Source organism: Staphylospora marina (assembly GCF_003856495.1).
GTDB classification, from domain to species: domain Bacteria; phylum Bacillota; class Bacilli; order Thermoactinomycetales; family Thermoactinomycetaceae; genus Staphylospora; species Staphylospora marina.
Genome location: NZ_CP034118.1, coordinates 332,982 through 351,804 on the forward strand (window position 1 = coordinate 332,982; position 18,823 = coordinate 351,804).

General features: G+C 57.6%; 16 protein-coding genes. 8 read left to right on the forward strand and 8 right to left on the reverse strand.

Going from position 1 to position 18,823, the window contains the following annotated elements; all coding sequences use genetic code 11:
* Positions 1-37 precede the first annotated feature (37 nt).
* The 5 genes from ctaD (at position 38) to EG886_RS01825 (ending at position 4,564) form a co-directional block, all read left to right on the forward strand.
* Complete coding sequence (ctaD, locus tag EG886_RS01805; protein ID WP_124726532.1) at positions 38-1,957, forward strand: cytochrome c oxidase subunit I; 1,920 nt, start codon at positions 38-40, stop codon at positions 1,955-1,957.
* Positions 1,957-2,571, forward strand: coding sequence for a cytochrome c oxidase subunit 3 (locus EG886_RS01810; protein ID WP_124726533.1), 615 nt, complete (start codon positions 1,957-1,959; stop codon positions 2,569-2,571). The genes ctaD and EG886_RS01810 overlap by 1 nt, the downstream gene beginning before the upstream one ends.
* Before the next feature lie 3 nt (positions 2,572-2,574).
* Entirely contained in the window at positions 2,575-2,880 is a 306-nt protein-coding gene (locus tag EG886_RS01815) for a cytochrome C oxidase subunit IV family protein (protein ID WP_124726534.1), read from the forward strand.
* Positions 2,881-2,968: 88 nt separating this feature from the next.
* Positions 2,969-3,430 (forward strand): DUF420 domain-containing protein, encoded by a 462-nt coding sequence (locus EG886_RS01820; RefSeq protein ID WP_241154343.1) that lies wholly within the window; start codon positions 2,969-2,971, stop codon positions 3,428-3,430.
* Positions 3,431-3,760: 330 nt separating this feature from the next.
* Complete coding sequence (locus EG886_RS01825) at positions 3,761-4,564, forward strand: hypothetical protein (RefSeq protein WP_124726536.1); 804 nt, start codon at positions 3,761-3,763, stop codon at positions 4,562-4,564.
* 84 nt (positions 4,565-4,648) lie between these two features.
* On the opposite strand, the gene EG886_RS01830 is transcribed toward EG886_RS01825, so the two are convergent.
* Positions 4,649-4,870: a hypothetical protein gene (locus tag EG886_RS01830; protein WP_124726537.1), complete on the reverse strand. Its 222-nt coding sequence runs from the start codon at positions 4,868-4,870 to the stop codon at positions 4,649-4,651.
* 143 nt (positions 4,871-5,013) lie between these two features.
* Here EG886_RS01830 and EG886_RS01835 point away from each other — a divergent pair, with 143 nt between their 5' ends.
* A complete protein-coding gene (locus EG886_RS01835) occupies positions 5,014-5,511 on the forward strand; it encodes a nucleotidyltransferase domain-containing protein (RefSeq protein WP_206425329.1) in 498 nt (165 codons plus the stop codon).
* A 26-nt stretch (positions 5,512-5,537) separates the two neighbouring features.
* On the opposite strand, the gene EG886_RS01840 is transcribed toward EG886_RS01835, so the two are convergent.
* The 7 genes from EG886_RS01840 to EG886_RS01870 all read right to left on the reverse strand — a co-directional run bounded on the left by EG886_RS01840 (position 5,538) and on the right by EG886_RS01870 (position 16,520).
* The gene (locus EG886_RS01840) at positions 5,538-6,563 is read right to left on the reverse strand and encodes an alpha/beta fold hydrolase (RefSeq protein WP_124726538.1); all 1,026 of its coding nucleotides are present in this window, start codon (positions 6,561-6,563) and stop codon (positions 5,538-5,540) included.
* Positions 6,564-6,779: 216 nt separating this feature from the next.
* The gene (locus EG886_RS01845) at positions 6,780-11,270 is read right to left on the reverse strand and encodes a glutamate synthase-related protein (protein WP_124726539.1); all 4,491 of its coding nucleotides are present in this window, start codon (positions 11,268-11,270) and stop codon (positions 6,780-6,782) included.
* Positions 11,271-11,681: 411 nt separating this feature from the next.
* Positions 11,682-12,473, reverse strand: coding sequence for an ABC transporter permease (locus tag EG886_RS01850; protein WP_124726540.1), 792 nt, complete (start codon positions 12,471-12,473; stop codon positions 11,682-11,684).
* Entirely contained in the window at positions 12,457-13,275 is an 819-nt protein-coding gene (locus EG886_RS01855; RefSeq protein ID WP_124726541.1) for an ABC transporter permease, read from the reverse strand. The genes EG886_RS01850 and EG886_RS01855 overlap by 17 nt, the downstream gene beginning before the upstream one ends.
* A complete protein-coding gene (locus EG886_RS01860) occupies positions 13,238-14,263 on the reverse strand; it encodes an ABC transporter ATP-binding protein (protein ID WP_124726542.1) in 1,026 nt (341 codons plus the stop codon). Before EG886_RS01860 ends, EG886_RS01855 begins: the two co-directional genes overlap by 38 nt.
* A 477-nt stretch (positions 14,264-14,740) precedes the next feature.
* Positions 14,741-15,154, reverse strand: coding sequence for a globin domain-containing protein (locus tag EG886_RS01865; RefSeq protein WP_124726543.1), 414 nt, complete (start codon positions 15,152-15,154; stop codon positions 14,741-14,743).
* A gap of 67 nt (positions 15,155-15,221) precedes the next feature.
* Complete coding sequence (locus tag EG886_RS01870) at positions 15,222-16,520, reverse strand: glutamate-1-semialdehyde 2,1-aminomutase (protein ID WP_124726544.1); 1,299 nt, start codon at positions 16,518-16,520, stop codon at positions 15,222-15,224.
* Positions 16,521-16,731: 211 nt separating this feature from the next.
* Here EG886_RS01870 and EG886_RS01875 point away from each other — a divergent pair, with 211 nt between their 5' ends.
* Both EG886_RS01875 and EG886_RS01880 read left to right on the forward strand, forming a co-directional pair.
* Positions 16,732-18,018 (forward strand): hypothetical protein, encoded by a 1,287-nt coding sequence (locus EG886_RS01875; protein WP_124726545.1) that lies wholly within the window; start codon positions 16,732-16,734, stop codon positions 18,016-18,018.
* Positions 18,019-18,043: 25 nt separating this feature from the next.
* Entirely contained in the window at positions 18,044-18,805 is a 762-nt protein-coding gene (locus EG886_RS01880) for a sporulation protein (RefSeq protein ID WP_124726546.1), read from the forward strand.
* The last annotated feature ends 18 nt before the right edge of the window (positions 18,806-18,823 follow it).

Genomic DNA, 18,823 nt, shown 5'->3' on the forward strand with positions numbered 1-18,823 from the left:
CGAAACTAGCACATGATGTCGAAAAGGAGGGAACACCATGGGGACGCTGATCGTGCTGGTCGTACTGGCTCTGTTTTTGATCGCCATCTTCAACGGTGGCTATAACCGGACCTTCCTGGAGCGGGTCAAAAACAGCACGGTGTGGGACTGGCTCACCACGGTGGACCATAAGAAGATTGGGATTCTGTACTTTTTGTCCGGTTTCGTCTTCTTCATTATCGGCGGGATCGAAGCATTGCTCATTCGGCTTCAGCTGATCGTTCCGCACAATGATCTGTTCGTGGGGGACACGTTCAACGAACTGATCACCATGCACGGAACCACGATGATCTTCCTGGCCGCGATGCCGATGATCTTCGGTCTGATGAACGTCGTGATTCCGCTGCAGATCGGTGCCCGCGACGTTGCGTTCCCGTTTCTGAACGCACTCGGGTTCTGGCTGTTCACCGCCGGTGGATTGCTGCTGAACCTGAGCTGGATCTTCGGCGGTGCGCCGGATGCCGGCTGGACCTCCTACACGCAGCTGGCGCTGAATGAATACAGCCCGGGACCGGGGATCGATTATTATGTGTTGGGTCTCCAGATTTCCGGGATCGGTACCCTGATCGGTGCCCTGAACTTCATGGTCACCATCGTCAACATGCGCACGCCCGGAATGACCTTCCTGCGCATGCCGATGTTCACCTGGACGACGTTCGTGACCTCCGGTCTGATTCTGTTCGCTTTCCCGGCCTTGACCGTGGGCCTGCTCCTTCTGATGTTCGACCGCCTGTTCGGCGCGAACTTCTTTGATCACGCGATGGGCGGAAGCGCCGTCCTCTGGCAGCACTTGTTCTGGATCTTCGGTCACCCGGAAGTGTACATCGTGATTCTTCCGGCGTTCGGAATCATGTCCGAAGTGATCAGCACCTTCTCCAAAAAGCGCCTGTTCGGTTACGAATCCATGGTGATCGCCACCACGGTGATCGGGTTCCTCGGCTTCATGGTGTGGGTGCACCACATGTTCACCGTGGGTCTGGGTCCGGTCGCAAACTCGGTGTTCGCGGTTGCCACGATGTCGATTGCCGTTCCGACCGGTGTGAAAGTGTTCAACTGGCTGTTTACGATGTGGGGCGGAGAACTGCGCTTCACCACCGCCATGCTCTTTGCCGTGGGATTCATCCCCACCTTCGTGATGGGCGGAATGACCGGTGTCATGCTGGCTCTGCCGCCGGCTGACTTCCAGTTCCAGGACAGCTACTTCGTCGTCGCCCACTTCCACTATGTGCTCATCGGGGGCACGGTGATGGCGCTGTTCGCCGGTTCCTACTACTGGTGGCCGAAAATGTTCGGCAAATTGCTGGATGAAAAACTGGGCAAAATCCATTTCTGGTTCTTCTTCATCGGGTTCCACCTGACTTTCTTCCCGCAGCACTTCCTGGGGCTTTTCGGAATGCCGCGGCGTGTGTTCACCTATCAGTCGGGGGTCAACCTGGAAACGCTGAACTTGATCAGCACCATCGGCGTGTTCGGAATGGTCATCGGTACGCTGGCGTTCATGTTCAACGTTGTCAAGACGTTCAAAAAAGGCGTGCAGGCTTCGTCCGACCCGTGGAACGGCCGGACGCTGGAGTGGGCTTGCGCTTCGCCGCCGGCTCCGTACAACTTCGCGCAGCTGCCCAAGGTTCGCGGATATGACGCCTTCTGGCTGGAAAAAGAAGCGGGCAACAAGGAAATGCAGCCTGCCGAGCCGTTGGCACCGATTCACATGCCGTCCAATTCCCACATTCCGATTCTGATGGCGATCGGTTTCTTTGTCGCCGGTTTCGGATTCATCGCCCGCGGGGACTTCTCGATGGCGATCCTGGGATTGGTGATGGTGTTCATCACCATGTTCATGCGATCCTTTGATCGGGATCCCGGCTATTACATCCCGGTTGAGGAGATCGAGCGGACGGAAAAGGGGGTTAAGTCTTAATGGCAGCGCATGATGTCAAGCTGACCCCTGGTGGTCACAATGAAACGGCGACACTGGACGGGAAAAACAAGGTTCTCGGTTTCTGGCTCTTCCTCGGAGCCGAAACCGTTCTGTTCGCCTGCCTGTTCGGGAGCTACCTGGCGCTGCGCCATCAGACGATGGGCGGCCCGACCGGTCAGGAACTGTTCGACATGAAGCTGGTGGCGCTCGCCACGGCCCTGCTTCTGACCAGCAGCTTGACCAGCGTTTTGGCCATGGTTGCCATGAACCGTCTGCAGAAAAAGCAGACCGTGTTCTGGCTCGTCGTGACGGTGTTGCTGGGCTTGGGCTTCCTGGTTCTGGAGATTTACGAGTTCATTCACTATGTCCATCTGGGGCATACTTTCATGAGCAGCGCGTTCGGATCTTCCTTCTACGCGCTGGTGGGTACCCACGGTGCTCACGTCACGTTCGGGATTGTCTGGATTTCCACGCTCATCTTCCAGACGGTCCGTCGTGGCATCACCCTCGAGATGGCACCGAAGCTCTTCGTCGCCAGCCTGTATTGGCACTTCATCGACGTGGTTTGGGTGTTCATCTTCACTCTGGTGTATCTTCTCGGAAAGGTGGGCTGACAGGTGGCCAACCATCATGACACCGCGGGCAAACCCGCATCCCACAAGCCGGAGACTGCCACAAAGCACGTGATCTCCTTTGTGGTCATGATCGTACTGACCGCCGCGGCTTTCTACCTGGTGGCCACGGACGTGGTGGCCGAGCATCTCGTGCTGCCTCTGATGCTGATCTTGGCCGCGATTCAGGTGCTTTTGCAACTGTTCGTGTTCATGCACCTGGACCGGAAAGGAAGCGGCTTTATCACCGCATTCATGGTGCTCGGGATTGTCATCGCCGTGGTCTCCGCAGTGGGCATCATCCTGATGTAACATGTTTCGTTGCCCTCTGACCACTCTGTCAGGGGGCATTTTCCGCTATTCGGGAAACATTCAGGAAAAACTCGGGGGAGGAACTTTCGTGGAAGGAAGCACTTTGGCGCTGATCAGCACTTCCTGCACGTTCACCAGCGCGGTCTGCATGGCTGTGGGGTGGATCATGATCCGGCGGGGGAACCGTGAAGCTCACCGGAAACTGATGATCGCATCCGTGATCTTGGCCGCTCTCTTCTTTGCCATTTACATGGCCCGGACGGTCTTTGTCGGCAATACGGCTTTCGGAGGCCCGGAATCCGTCAAGCCCTATTACACGGCATTTTTGACGTTCCACATCTTCTTGACCATTCTTTCCCCCATTCTGGTGCTCCGGATGCTGTATCTGGCCCGCAAGGAGCAATTTGAGGCTCACAAGAAGCTCGGACCGTGGGCGTCGGGTGTCTGGTTTGTCACCGCGCTGACGGGGGTCATGGTGTACTTGCTGTTGTTTGTCATTTACCCCGAAGGTCCCACGACCAACATGTTCCGGGCTTATTGGGGATTCTGACGGGAGAATGTCATAATTTGCAAGGGTTGAATGCCGGCTTCCCGGAAGACCGGCCGAAAGACCGGAGACCGGGTTCATCCTTTGCCATGATCCGAAGGCCGTTTCCACGCCCCCGCGTTCGCCGGGGGTCCTTTCATTTCATGGAATCGGTGGTTGGACGGTCGATGGGGTTGAAGGAAATTCCGCGGGAGCGGAACCGTGGACGAAACCGTTTCGGACTCCTCAGTTTTCGGAGTATTCGGTGAACACCGGCTTCATGTGCGGAAGAGACGGGTTCATTTCGTCGCTCCGGCATCATCGGTGCGTGACATCTCGGAGAGAGGAGCGTTGATGTGCATCATGGGTAACGGTCAGACAGAGATGATGGAAAGGACGCGTGAGTCCGTGGCGGAAGCGGAGAAGCGATTGCCGTATCAAGCGGCCCCGGCACCCGAAAGACCGATGAAACGGCTTGTGCCGGCATTGGGATGGGCGGAAGGGGTGCTGTTCGGAGGAATCACCGGGCTGGGGTATTTCGGGGCTTATCAGTCCGAATTGGCCTACAAGGAATACTACGGCCTCCCTTCGCTCTACGCGGACGTCACCATCAACGCGGTCATTCTGGCCGCATCCTCCATTGTGTTGGTGCTGTTTTTGATTTTGATGTTTGAGCAGGTTCCGATGTTGAAACGGGTCAGTCATTGGACCCTGCCCGTTTTGTTGCCTTTTTCGGCGGGAATGATCATCGCTCTCCGGAACGATTTCAAGATTCATCTGTCCTGGACGTTCCTGCTGGGCATTTTTGTCGTGTACGCGCTCCTGACCGCATGCCTGTTGGTTTTGTTTTCCCGAAAGCAATGGTTTTTCGGAATCTTGCTGTTCATCGTCCTGGTCATTTCCGTCAGCCGGGCCAGCGGCTACGTGAATGCGGCCAACCAGAGGGAATTTCTCATGATCGAAGGGGATGAGCCGATGGTGGTGGTGGACACGTACAAGGAAGCCCTCATCGCCATGCCGGTGGACCGGAAAACCGGAACGCTCAAGCCGGAATATCGCTTTATTGAACAAAAGACGGAGTTCAATGAATCGATGACGTTGAAAAAGGCCACCATCGGTCCGTTTCCTCCGGTGAAGCAGCCTGAGGGGAGGGACTGAAAAAAACGGTACACGTTCCGCTCGCAAGCGAGAAGGGAACGTGTACCGAGGTTCCCGGGCGGTATTGGCAGGATGGAGCCGCCGTCAGCATCCGGTCTTTTTCAGGGCATCTGCGATCCTGTATTTTCTTGAAACCTGGGTGTCCACGTATATTTTCCACATCTGTTTGGCACAGTCTGCCGAGCAGATGGGAGATTCAAAGCTGATGTCCACGTAAAAGGCTTCATTTCCGCAGATGGAACAGGGAGAAGGCTTGCGGACCGGCAGGAGAAGATCCTCCGTCCGATGCAGGCTGTCCTGCTTCACAGCGATCAACTCCCATTCCTTGGTGTGAAAAAATGGATTCTTTTTTATCGTACCATGGTTCAGCGAAGGTTGGCAAATGCGCCGCCTGAACCCGTGGGAGTCGGATGGAACTCCCGATCGGCGGCTGCGGGAGGTTCATGCAAATGATTCACGATCGTTTGATTGCCATGGAACCGGTGTTGAAAGAGATTGGCTCGAAGTTGGAACACACGTCGATCGTTTGGGCCGTCACCGGTTCGACCGGAATGGCCCTGCAAGGAATGCCCGTCATCCCATCCGATCTCGATCTGCAGACGGATCGGGATGGAGCGTATGCGCTCGCGTCCCTGTTTTCGGACCGAATCGTCCGTCCGGTCACCTTTTCATCCACGGAGCGGATTTGTTCCCATTTCGGCGCGTTTGAGATCCTGGGAGTGCAAGTCGAAATCATGGGGGATGTCAGCAAACGGATGCCGGACGGGAAATGGGAGGACCCGGTGGATGTGAAACAGGTGCGCAGATGGGTGAATTGGAGGGGGATGAGACTGCCGGTGATGGATTTGGCCCATGAGGCAGAGGCCTATCGCAGGTTGGGGAGAACGGAAAAAGCGGAGAGGATCCGGAAATGGCTGGAGGGGAAAACGGCCCGTCAGAATGAATGAAGGCGCTCGATACAGGCGCCTTTTCTTTATGCTTTCAATTGCAGCAGACTTTGTCGTTTGGGGATGATGGACGCTTCCTTGGCACGCAGGCAGACGATCAGGAACGCCGCCGGCTCCTCGAAATGAGGACAGTGCGCGGACTTTTCGAACCAGACCAATTCCTTGTGCGGGGCGTTCAACCGCTCCACGTATTGTTGTTGAAGCTCATGCTGCGAAAGGAAATCGTAGCGGCCCACGCAGAAGTACGCGGGAACTTTCAGTTCGGGGACCTGGTGAAAAATGTTGAAGTCCCAGACTTCGGGGCACAAGCAGTCCCGGGAGAAATGCATGCCTTTCAAATACTTCAACCAGTCCATCAAGGTGTATTCCGGTGAGACCAATCCTTTCAGAAAACGCCGGAAAAACCCTCCCGATCGGATGAAGCCTCCGAAACGCATGAGCCACTTCATGTGAACGGACAGTCTCTTCCAGTCTTTGTACGGGGGATATCCGATTTCTTCCAATTCCTTCTGCGCTCTCCGTTTGCGGGCCTGAACGGTGTAAATCAACAGGTGGCGGTATGTAATGGAATGGGCTCGTTCGACATCGGTGAACTGTCCGATGGCGATGTAGGCATGCAAAAGCTCCGGATATTTGCTTGCCACCAACGAGCCGATCACGCTGCCCCAGGAATGTCCGGCCAAAAACAGTTTTTTCTTTCCGAACCGTTTGAGCAGGTATTCGATCAGTTCTTTGGTGTCTTTCACCATCTGTTCGACGGTCATGCTCGAAGCGGAGATCTCCTTGCTCCGGGATTTTCCGGATCCCCTTTGATCCCAGTTGACGACGATGAAGTGTTTCTCCAGTTCGGCCTGAAAATGACGGGCAAAACCGATCTGGGCCCAGCCGGGTCCGCCGTGCAGAAACAGCAGAATCGGTTGGCTCACGTCCATCCCGCGGATCATGATGGTCTGATCCACTTCACCCAGACGAACGGTTTCCAGTGTCGCGATGCTGCCGTCGATGATCTGCTTCTGGCTGTTTCTGAATTGGGGAGTTCGACTTTTGAACATTCTGACTCCCTTCCTTTTTTGCTGGTATTGTCGGGTTTTAAAGTATTCTTCATTTATTTGTGCATTCCTGCCGAATGATGTATTTTATTTTTTCTCAGCATGATCTAATTAAAAAAGATGGAATCGGAAGAAAAGGGGAATTTCGGAAAAACGTGCGGTTCGATGCCCGAGAAAAAATCCCCCTCCACATGGGAGGGGAATGTCGGGGGAAGCCGGTCACTCCGTCGAAATCGAAGGATCGGCCTGTTGCTTTTTCGGGATGACTTGAATGAAGTGACGGTCCGGCTCAAGAAGCAGCGTTTTCACCTTTTCCGCCGTTTCCGTCTGTCCGGAGCGGAGCAATTCCTGAACGTAAGCGCCGAGCAGTTCGTGGATGTCCGCGACGCCCCGGTCATCCAGCGGCTCCAGAAGAACCTTGGCCGCTTTGGCGATCCGGCGCATGAGGGCTCCCTCGTTCAGTCCCATTTCGGGGACGAGCCGCAGGTACACCCTTCCGCCGGTCATCCCGGAGCAGATCCACGGTCCGGGATCGCCCAGGACGACCGCGCGTCCATCCGTCATGTATTCGAAGGCAAATCCTTTGATGTTGGCGCGGGAGGCGATCATGCCCAGGTCGTCGCGCAGCGGTTCGCGGATCTCTCCGCCGAACACCAGATCCGCGCCCGAGAGCCGGATCCCGGCCCGGGAATCCGCGTCGCCCTGTACCATGAACAGGCCCTTCTGGGCGCCGTAGCAAAACCCTTTGCCCACGGAACCGTTGATCAACACGCCGTGACGGTTTTTCACTTTCAGCACGGAAACCCTGCCGCCGAACGCCGTCTTTCCGACCCCGTCCTGTGCCCCGCCGAGTACGGTTGCCACGATTCCGTCGGCATTGAAAGCGGCAAATCCGTTTCCGGGCACGGATCCGTCCGTGAACGTGTAACGCCACTCGGGCAGATGGCGGTAGCCGCCGTTGAAGCGTCCTCCCACCCGGTCGCCGGACAGATCGCCCAGCAACACGCGGTGGACGCTGTTGATGCCGGAATGGACCCCGCCGTGTCCCATTCCGCCCGCCACCGTCAGGGCTCCGGTGAGGACCGCCGCTTTTTCTTCGGTCTGCACCCGTTCGGCGTGGACCGGCAGGGAAACCGTGTTCCGGACGGCAAGCAGATCCGACAGGTCCAGACGATCGAGCTCCCGCACCTGCACCAGGAGATCGGAGCGGCCGACCAGATCCTGCGTGCGGGTGAAGCCGAGCCGGGCGGTCAGGCGTTTCACCTCTTCGCCGAAGGCGGTGAACAGGCGCATCAGGTTGTTCACCGAGCGGTCGAACTCGCGGGGGACAAATCGCCGGAGACCGTGTTCCTCCGCTTCTTCCACGGTTTCGATCTGCGTGGCGATGCCCACGTGACAGGTGTCCAGATGACATCCCCGGCAAGTGGTGCATCCGATGGCCAACATGGCGAGCGTTCCAAAGCCGATCCGGTTGGCTCCCAGAAGCATCAACTTCACGGCATCCAGCGCGCTGCGCACGCCCCCGTCCGCCCACAGCTCCACGGTGTGGCGGATGCCGGCTTCCAGCAGGGCGTTGTGTGCGGCCTTCACCCCGATTTCCGCGGGCAGACCGACATGCTGGAGTGCGTGAATGCGCGCCGCGCCGGTTCCTCCGTCGAAACCGCTGAGGGTGATGACATCCGCTCCCGCTTTGGCAATGCCGACGGCGATCGTGCCGATGTTGGGGACGACGGGTACTTTCACGATCACTTTGGCTTTCCGGTTGACCGTTTTCAGCTCGGTGATGATCTGAGCCAGGTCTTCGATGGAGTAGATGTCATGGTTGTTGGACGGGGAGATCAGGTCGCTGCCCGGCGTGGCATTCCGCGCGGCGGCCACTTTGGCGGACACTTTTTTGCCGGGAAGGTGTCCGCCTTCACCGGGTTTGGCGCCCTGACCGATTTTGATCTCCAGCCAGTTGGCCGAGTTGGCCAACTCCACGTTGACCCCGAAGCGTCCGGAAGCGATCTGGTGACCGCGGGTACGCGGGTATTTGCCCAGCATGTCCTTGGGCTCCCCGCCTTCCCCGTTCAGGCTGATCATGTTCAACCGGTCGGCCGCTTCGGCATAGGCCCGGAACGCCACTTCGCTTTGGGATCCGAATGACATCGAACTGATCACGAACGGCAGGGAATGATCTCCCACGCCGATGTCCACCCGTGCGGGATCGATGCCGGTGTCCCCCATGTCTTTGAGGTCGGCGGTGTGCCGGATGCTGAGCGGATTTTCCTTCTCCAGCGTCTCCAGTTTCTCCGCGAATTCCTCGTAACGGATGGATCCGTCGGCCAATTGCCCGATCGCTTTCCAGATCCGCGGCCACAAATGGTACAGTCGGGCCGATTTCGCTTTCTCCGACCGGAAGTCGGCGGCGCGTGCTTCGGCGTCCCGCTCCAGGGTTTCAAAGGTGAGCCCGGCTTTGTCCGAGCCGCACCAGTTCACCACGTCCAAAACTTCGGCCAGTTGCGGGGCGAGGCCGATGGAGGAGAACAGCCGGGCATATCCGCGCAGCTCGTGAATGCCGATCGTGGAAATGATTTTTTCCAACCCTTTGTTGATCGCGTCGTACAGGTGGAGGGCAGCCTGCTCCCCTTTCTCGCGGATGGCGGAGAACATGAGCCAGGGAGAAACCGCGTCCGCCCCCAACCCGATGGCCACCGCCACATCGTGCAGGTTGCGCATGGCCCCCGAGCGGAGCAGGATGGAGCAGCTGCGGCGCAGATTGACTCCGTCGTCGGCGCTGGCCGATTTGAGTGCCTTGTCAACGGCCGAAACGGCCAGATGCGGATCCAGGAACAGGCCGGTTCCGTCCAGGCATTCACTGTCATCCAGGATGATCAGCCGTTTTCCGGCCCGAACGGCCCGGACGGCCGCGGAAGCCAGCTCAGTGAGCCGGTGACGGATGCCGGTACCTTGTTGCCAAGAGAGGGAAAGCCGGACGGTTTCGTCCCGTTTGGCAAACCGCGCGACCAGATCCTCCATCGGCAGCGTTCTGCGTTCGGCGGCGACGGAGGCGCCGAAGCTTCCCTCGACGAGAATCGGGGAGGGGAGTTCCAGGCGAAGCGCCCCGTCCGGGCGGAATCCGCCGACCGTCGGCCGGGGGCCGATCACGGTGCGGGTGGAAAAGTGTTCCATCTCGCGCTCCCTGTCGATCGCCGGGTTGGTCACGACGGCCACGCTTTCTTTCAGAAAATCGGCCACGTTTTGCCGCACTTTTGCCAAAGCGGCCAGCGGAGCGTCGTGTCCCAGCGAACGGATCGGATCGGCTCCCGTGGAGGCCATCTGTTCCACCATCTGAATCTGTTCGCGATCCCAGCCGAATCCGGAAAATGCCGGTTCCGAGGCCTGAGGAATGTCTTCCGCCGACCGGATTTCCGGAGCGGGAGCGATCAGATGGGTTCGCCAAGTGCCGAAGTCGGACCTCTTTTTCACCCGCTCAAGCACCGTTTGCTGCACTTCGTGATGGGTGAGTACGCGCACTTCCGGGGACAGAAGGACACCGACCGTTTCACCCGGGGCGAGCGGCTTCGGATCCGCCGTCTGCGCGGAAGCCGGCACGATTCCCTGTTCCGAGGAGAAATACAGGGCCCGGTCCGTTTGCAACATCCAAAGCGGCCTCAGTCCCAGAGCGTCCACGCTGAACGCGCACTCATCCGCATGTCGGGAGACAATGCCGGCCGGTCCCTGTGCGAAAGGACCCCATGCCTGGCGGAAGTACATGTACAGATCCTGCAGCTCATCCGGCAAGTGAACGATTTCGCCCAAAATCGGCGGGAATGCCATTTCGATCGCTTCCAGCAGGCTGAACCCGTGACGGTGGATCAACGTTTCCAGGAACCGGTTGAGATCCTGGGAGTCACTGCCTCCTTCCGGCAGTTCCACGCCGAGCATGGTCGCTTCGTCGCGCAATTTGGCGATCGTGTTGATCTCTCCGTTGTGACCGAGCAGGGAGAAAGGCTGGACGCGGAAAATGTGGGTCAATGTATTGGTGGAATAGCGGTTGTGACCGATGGTGACGGAAGTCCGGAAATCGGGATCGGACAAATCCCGGTAGTAAGCGGGGATCCTGTCCGCGGCGGCCAACAGTTTGTAAATCGCCGAATGCGGGCTGAAAGAGGCGACCTGCACGGGCATTTCCCGTTCGATTTCCAGGGTGAGCTCAAACAGGAGAGACGAGAGCCCTTCCGCCGAATCGGCGAGAAATGCCGCCTGCCAGAAATGGGGCTCCTGTGCCCGGCCGACCGGTCCCAACGCCGAGGAATCCACATGGTTCAGTTGCCCGGTCAGGAGGGACAATCCCCGGCCGGAAAGTTTGCGGATGATGTTCTCACACATCGCTTCCGGTTTGAGTCCGTCTTCCTTGGGAAGAAATGCGTGCATCACGGCAAACCGGGAATCAAACGCCAGTTGCGGATTCAGGCCCGCACCGGCCAGTTTTTTGGCCCACAGATCGCGGGGGATGTCGGTCAATACGCCGGAACCGTCCCCTTCGCCGTGCATGAAGCCGGAGCGGTGGGCCATTTTGTCCAGCGCGTTCACGGCATCCATCACGTTGTCCCGTTTGGGAATTCCGTCCTTTTCGATTACCGCGACGATGCCGCAGCTGTCGTGCTCTTCGGCAGTCAAATGTTGAAAACGGCCCGGGTCGGCCTTTTTTTCCGGTTTGAGACCCATGCCTCTTTCACCTCCGATATGCTTGCCTCCTGTTTCCGTTCCCGAACCCGTTTGACGAACGAACCGGACGGGAATATTCGGATTGAGTCGCTGATTTTCAGGGCATTTTACACAAGAATAACATGAATATTTTTTTTGCATCAAGAGAAAAATGCATTTTTATTCATTTTTTGAGGAGAGTATGCAAAGTTTGCCTTGATTTGGAAGTTGTGATGAATGCTTGATTCATAAGGATTGCCGGCTCGATTCCTTTGTGAAAGCGCTTGCAGTGAGGGGTGTATATTTATATAGATGGAAATGGGTGTAAAAAAGCGGAAACCGATTCGGTTTCCGCTTTTGCTTTAACGCGACGGGCCGGGAATATGAATGTTTGGTATTTTTGGGTGTGTATCGTTCGCGTTCCGTTGACGGTCACATCCGCACTCCCACCTGGTTGCCCGATTCATATCTTTTCAGTCCCCGGTGAAACACCCAAACGCTCAGGACGACGAAGAGAATCGTCACTCCGCAGGCCATCGGGAGAAATTCCCAGCTGAACTCACGGATCAGGCGAATGGGCATGATGCTGATGAATCCCGCGGGCAGGACGGTGAACAACATGACCCGGGTCACTCCGTGGAAGATATCCGTGGGATACGTGGTGAAAGTGAGCAGAGCGTTCCCGAATTGAAGGCTGAGACCTTCCGCGTTCCCGATCCAGAAGGCCAGGCTCTGGACCATCACCATCAAGCTGACCAGGATCCATCCGCCCAGGAACACGCCGAGGAGAAACAAAGGAAACTTCGCGAGACTGCCTCCGCCGAGGAAAAACATCGCCACGGCGAAGAGAAGATCCCCGTACGCGGACAATATGGTCCGGCTGAGCATGGCATGGAGCAACACGGGCTTGGGCATGCCGAGGTACACGTCCAGTTCGCCTCCGGCGATCATGCCGGCCAGCCGAAAACAGTTTCCGAACAAGACATTGATCCATCCGAAGGCTCCCGCGGCGAACGCCCACAGCTGGAGGATGTCGTTCATCGTCCAGCCGGCCACCACGTTGAACCGGTCGAAGAAAAGCCACCAGAAGACGATCCACGTACCGTTGTTCAGCAACATGAAGAAGACCTGTGCCAGAAAGCCAGCACGAAACTCCATGGCCCCTTTCCAGTTGGCTTTGATGCAGGCTCCGATGAACCGGAGCATGTTACCCGCCGTTGACATCAAGTTTCTTCACCCCCAACCGGTAGACGAACCGGAGCAGCAGGAAAGCCGCCGCTGCCCATCCCAACTGACCGAGCCACAACATCGGCCAATCCGCCGGGGTCTCCGTCAGCAGAATGCGCGCCGGCAGGTACATGACCGCCTGGAACGGCAACCACCGGAGGATCGGCTCCAGCCAATCCGGAAAAATCTCCAGCGGGAGCATCATCCCCCCGATGGTCATGACCAGTCGGCTGTAAATCATTTCCATCCCGCGCGTTTCTTCCAGCCAGAAAGCGAGCAGGGCAAGACTCATGAGCAAGCAGAATTGGATGACCAACGCCGTCAGGAGAAACAAAAGGAACAGGCCCGCGCGCTTGGGGGTCACCGGGGGAGGACCGAACATCAAAAACGTGAGCGAGCCGCCGACGAACAGACAGACGATGTGCCTCAGAAAAAATTCGGACACGTATCCGGCGAAGTGATTTCCCGTGTAATCCAACGGACGAAGAAGTTGCACGGCCACCTGTCCGCTTTTCACTTCCTGTTCCACTTTTTGGGCCAGGTACGGGTACGACATGATGATCGATTCGCTCACCGTCAGATACCAGATCATGGTGGCCAGCGAATACCCTTCGATCAACGGCCCGCCCGACATCCGGAAGGTGACCGACCACAATTGGGTGAACACGAACAAAATGACCAGCAGAAACAGGGTCCGGATCAGGAAGTCGGGCACGTACGCCAGCTGGTTTTTCAGAGAGATGCGGAACACCGCGGCATATTTAATGCCCGATCGCATCGGACGCTGCCATGCGTTCAAGGCCGGCCCTCCTTTCCGATTCGTAGATGGCGGTGATCACTTCTTCCATCGACGGATCTTCCACGGTGATGTCCACGACCGGGTAGCTGCCGAGCAATTGTCCGATCACCTGTTCCACCGAAGTTGTCTGCACATCCACTTTCAATTTGATCCCGGTTCCTTTGCGTTTCAGTTCCACCGTTCCGGGGATGTCCAAATCACCCGGTTCCGTGCCCAGTTTGAGATTGACGATCTTGTGCTTCAAGACGTCCCGCTTGAGCCGGCTGACCGACGTGTCCACCACCAGTTCCCCGTGGTTGATGATGATGGCCCGTTGGCACAGCTCCTCCACGTCCCCCGCGTCATGAGACGTGAGGAAGACCGTGACGCCCTCTTTCCGGTTCAATTCCCGGATCATCTGACGGATTTTGTTTTTGACCACCACGTCCATCCCGATGGTCGGTTCGTCGAGAAACAGAATGTCGGGACGGTGGAGGAGAACCGACGCCATCTCGCAGCGCATTCGTTCGCCGAGTGACAGCTTCCGCACCGGCGTGTGAAGATACGGTTCCAGCTCGAAGAGATCGACCAGCCATTTCCGTCGATTCAAGAAGTCGCCCTTCGGGATGTCATAGATGCTGGCCATCAGCTCAAACGTGTCAGCCGGAGGAAGATGGTACCACAGCTGTGATTTCTGACCGAACACTGCCCCGATACGGAACGCCATCCGCTTCCGTTCTTTCCACGGAACCATTCCCAGCACTTCCGCATGACCCGCCGAAGGGTGCAAAATGCCGGTGAGCATCTTGATCGTCGTCGATTTGCCGGCTCCGTTCGGCCCCAGAAACGCCAGCGATTCTCCGCGTTCCACCTCGAACGAAACGCCGCGTACCGCCGTTTTTTCCTCCGTTTCCGACCAAAACAGCGACTTCACGGCACCGAAGAATCCCGGCAATCTCTTTTTGATGCGATAGGTTTTTTCCAATCTTTCCACCCGGATGGCGACCATCGTCAGTCCCTCCCTCTTCTTTGATTCTTTAGCGGGATAAACAAAAAGCCCTCTGCGACAATCCCGCATGGGAACTTGCCGCAAAAGGCTTTTGTCCTTACGGTGTGACGCCCGCCGATGGCGCCCGGCATCGCTCGGTCCAGACGTGAAGAGAGAGCTTCACCGGAACCCTAGATGCCCTTCCCAATGATTTGTAATCGATTATATGACGAAGTTTTTTCGAATACAACATAATTTTTGGGCAAATAGGAGATTTTTTTGGGAGAGGTGCGGAAAAACGGGGAATCTGGTTTGCCGGAGGGGAAGCATTTCTCCTTCGGCAACCAGATTCCATCCGGCAGGCAGTCAATCAGGGATGCCAAGACACGTCAACCGCTTCGAGCCATGACAGGAAAAGCCCCCGGTTCTCTTGGAGCAATCCGGGGGCTTTTCCGTTTGGGTGCTGTCGGGAGTCGTTTGCTTCGAAACCGAAAGTGTTCAGTTTTCCGGCTCTTTTTCCCCGTTTCCTTCATCCTCGGGCGTGTTCACCATGTGATGGGCGGCCATCACCAAGCGGGCCCAGATGTGCTCGCGGATCTCACCGGTGATCCCGGCATCGTTCAGCGCTTCGTGCATGCAGGCCAGCCAGGCGTTGGCCCGGGAAGGGGTGATGGGAAACGGGAGGTGGCGCGCCCTGAGCATGGGATGACCGTATTCCCGGCTGTACAGGGGCGGACCGCCCAGAAACTGGGTGAGAAACTTGTATTGTTTCTCCATGACCGGACGGATGTCTTCCGGAAAGATCGGTTTCAGCAAGGGATGACGCTGCACCCGCGGGTAAAAGGCTTCCACCAGTTTGCGGACGGTCGGAGCCCCGCCGATTTGTTCATAGGGAGACAGGGAGGATTCCATGGCAAGACCTCCTGGCTTGATTTCGTTGCGCTCGGGGTGGGATCCGGCGGAACGTGTCGCCTCTGTTTCAGTGTTCCCCTGCCAGGATCGCGAATGATTCATCCACCGCCCGGATCGTGTGCTCCAAGTCGTCTTCCGTATGGGCGGTGGTCAGGAACCAGGCTTCGTATTTGGAAGGAGCGAGATAGACGCCCCGTTCCAGCATCAGCCGGAAGAACCGGGCAAATTTCTCGCCGTCCGCCGCTTGCGCTCCGTCATAGTCGATGACCGGCCGGTCGGTGAAATAGACGGCGAACGCGCCGCCGACCCGGTTGAGCGTGACGGGGATGCCGTGTTTTTCCGCCAGGCGCAGGATTTCGTCGGCAAGGGTTTTGCCCATGTCGTCCAACCGTTCATACACGCCCGGCTTGGCCAGCACGCGGATGCAGGCCATGCCGGCGGAGATGGACAGGGGATTGCCGGCCATGGTTCCGGCCTGGTACATCGGACCTTCCGGCGCCACTTTTTCCATGATTTCGCGTTTTCCGCCGTAGGCGCCGATCGGCAGACCGCCGCCGATGATTTTGCCCAGCACCGTCAGATCCGCTTCCACGCCGTACAATTGCTGCACCGAACCGTACCGGAAACGGAATCCCGTGATCACTTCATCGTAAATGACAAGCGCACCTGCCGCATGGGCCAGTTCATTCACCATTTGCAGGAATCCCGGCTGCGGCGGCACGATTCCGAAGTTGCCGACCAGCGGTTCCACCAGGACGCCGGCCAGCTGATCGCCCCAAACGTTGATCGCTTCCCGGAGAGCTTCCGGGTGGTTGAACGGAACGGTGATCACTTCGCCGGCGATGCTGGCGGGGATGCCGGCGCTGTCGGGAATGCCCAACGTCGAAGGGCCCGAACCGGCCGCGACCAGTACCAGGTCGGAGTGACCGTGATAACATCCGGCAAATTTGAGAATCTTGTCCCGCCCCGTGTACGCGCGCGCCAGCCGGATGGCGGTCATCACCGCCTCGGTGCCGCTGTTGACGAAGCGGATGCGCTCCATGGACGGGATGGCTTCCCTCAGCATTTCCGCAAACCGGACCTCTTTTTCGGTCGGTGTGCCGTAAACCACCCCGCCGCGGGCCGCCTCGATGATGGCTTCGGTGACGGCCGGATGGGCATGGCCGAGAATCACCGGGCCGAACGCGGCCAGGTAGTCGATGTAGCGATTGCCGTCTTCATCCCAGAAATGGGCTCCTTTGGCCGATTTCATGAACACCGGGGCGCCTCCGCCCACGGCACGAAACGAACGGGAAGGACTGTTAACGCCGCCGATGATGACATCCAGCGCTTCCCGGTACAGCTCTTCTGAACGTTGACGGACCACGTGCATTGCCTCCTTTTTTTCATGAGCTGGTTCATCGCCGTCGTTTTCCATTGTAGCAGATGACGGGGAGCCGGGAAGCGTGTGAACGGCGTGTTGTCGGATCAAAATGTTCTGTGTTATGATGAAATTGGATTTTTATGCCGGTGTGGCAGATATTTCCGTTTGTCATTGCCGTCACGCTTCAATTCGGACGGACGGAGGAGATGCGGAGTTGGCTCTGTTTGAAATCAAGGGAACGTACCGAAAAAAATACCGGGTGGAACATGTTGTCCGGTTTTTTGACGGGGAACTGGCCGTGGCATTCGACGGACGGGAGAGAGTGTACCTGCAGTCGGCCGCCCTCACGAGGCTTCCGCCTTCCCGGGCCATTCAGCAGTATCGCACGTTGCACCATCCGAAGGTGCTTCCTTATGTCGAAGTGTACACGGAGGAAAGCCACATTGTCTGGGTTCGTCCGTACGAGCCGATTCGTCCGCTGCGGGATCTGACCGCGTCGGGACGGGCGGATGCGGAACGGGTGATCGCCTGGATCCGTGAATTGTCCAAGCTGGAAGCCGATCTCGAAGCCAAGCCCATCCCGATGTATCTCCTGCGGGATCCGCGCAATGTCGGCGTGAACGTACAGGGAGATTTGCAGGTGTTCTTCTGCGGGATTCGCGATATCACTTCACAGCCGCCGCTCCTGGATTGGGGCAGTTTTTTTTACTGTTTGCTCACCGGTCGACAGCCGGAGGAATCTTTGAAGCAACTGCCGGATGATGCGGGGATTTCCGGCCATCTGGCCAAGCTGGTCGGCAAGTGTCTGGGAGTGGAGAATCCTGCCGAAGTGTTGGAGCACATCGAGCGGTACGAACGGAAAAAGCAGGGCAAAGGCATTCTCGGCATCTTTTTCGGACAGGACGGAGGCAAACCGGCGGGAGATGCGTCCCCCGAACGTCCCGTTGCTTCGTCACGCGAAGAAAATCCGCGGATTGGAAACGACGATTCGCGGGAAATGGATTCTCAAAGGGACAAAGTGTCTGCCCCGCTCCCGCCTCGTGAAAAGAGGGAGGCTGCCGATGGTTCCGCCCTCTCCGGGGAGGTGGCCCGTTTGCGGGAAGAACTCGGGAGAATCCGGGCGGAATTCCGTGAGCAGCAACGGAAAATCCGTGAACTGGAAGAGAAACTGAACAGGCAGCAGTCGGCGCTCGAAGAACGGGAAAGCCGTTTGTTGGAGCAACTGCTGAAACGGCTGAAAGCGGAACCGAATCCATGGGAGCGTGAGTGGAGAGAGAGATTGCGACCTGAGACGGAATCGCGAATGAACCCGTCAAAACCGAACACGGTGCTCTCCACCGGGCAACCCGTGAAAAGCCGGGCGACGGAAGACGGCGGGGAGACGGCCGTCAAGACACGTCCGGTCCGTCACACCGATCATGAGGACCGGATTCATGAAGAACTGGCGCGTCAGTTCGAAGAATACATGAAACTCACATTCCGTGAGCGCGGGTCCTCGTAAACGAGAGAGAGAGGAGTGAGTCAACATGATGGACTTCATCAACAAATCACTCGCCAGCTTCGGCATCGGCTCGGCCACGGTGGACACCCGCCTGTCGCAAGAGCGGTTTCAACCGGGAGAGATGGTGAAAGGCGAGGTGCACATCCGCGGAGGTGGCGCCGAACAACGCATTGATGACATTTATTTGTATCTGATGGCCACCGCTACCCGGGGAAACCAGAAAAGTCCGCTGGTTCTCAAAGAGTATCGCCTCAGCAAGTCGTTTGTCATCCAGCCCGACGAAACCCGCGTGATTCCGTTTGAAATCCGTCTGCCTCTGGAAACGCCGATGTCCACCGGCAGCTATCCCGTGTATCTGAAAACCGGCCTGGACATCAAAATGGCCAGAGATCCGGGGGATACGGACCGGATCGAGATCTTTCCCACGCCTCTGGTGCAAAAGCTCCTGAAGCAGATTGAAGACTCCGGATTTCTTCTGTACCAGATCCACAATGAACATGATCCCGACATGAAGCCGATCCCCCTGTTCCAGATGTTCGTGTTCAGACCGACGGGACGATATCACGGATACGTGGATGAGATCCGGGTTTCCTTCCAACTGACGGATCACGATATCCGGATGGATGTGGAAACGGTCCGGGCCGATCGGCTGATCCACAGCTCGTTTGAATGGGAATACCACAACCCCAACGGAACGCTTCGCATCAACGGGGTGGCCGTCGAGGAAGACCCTCTGATGAAAATCCAGGAAATGTTGAGCAGACGGGGAACCATTCCCCCGCAATGAAATCGCGACGGGAAGGGA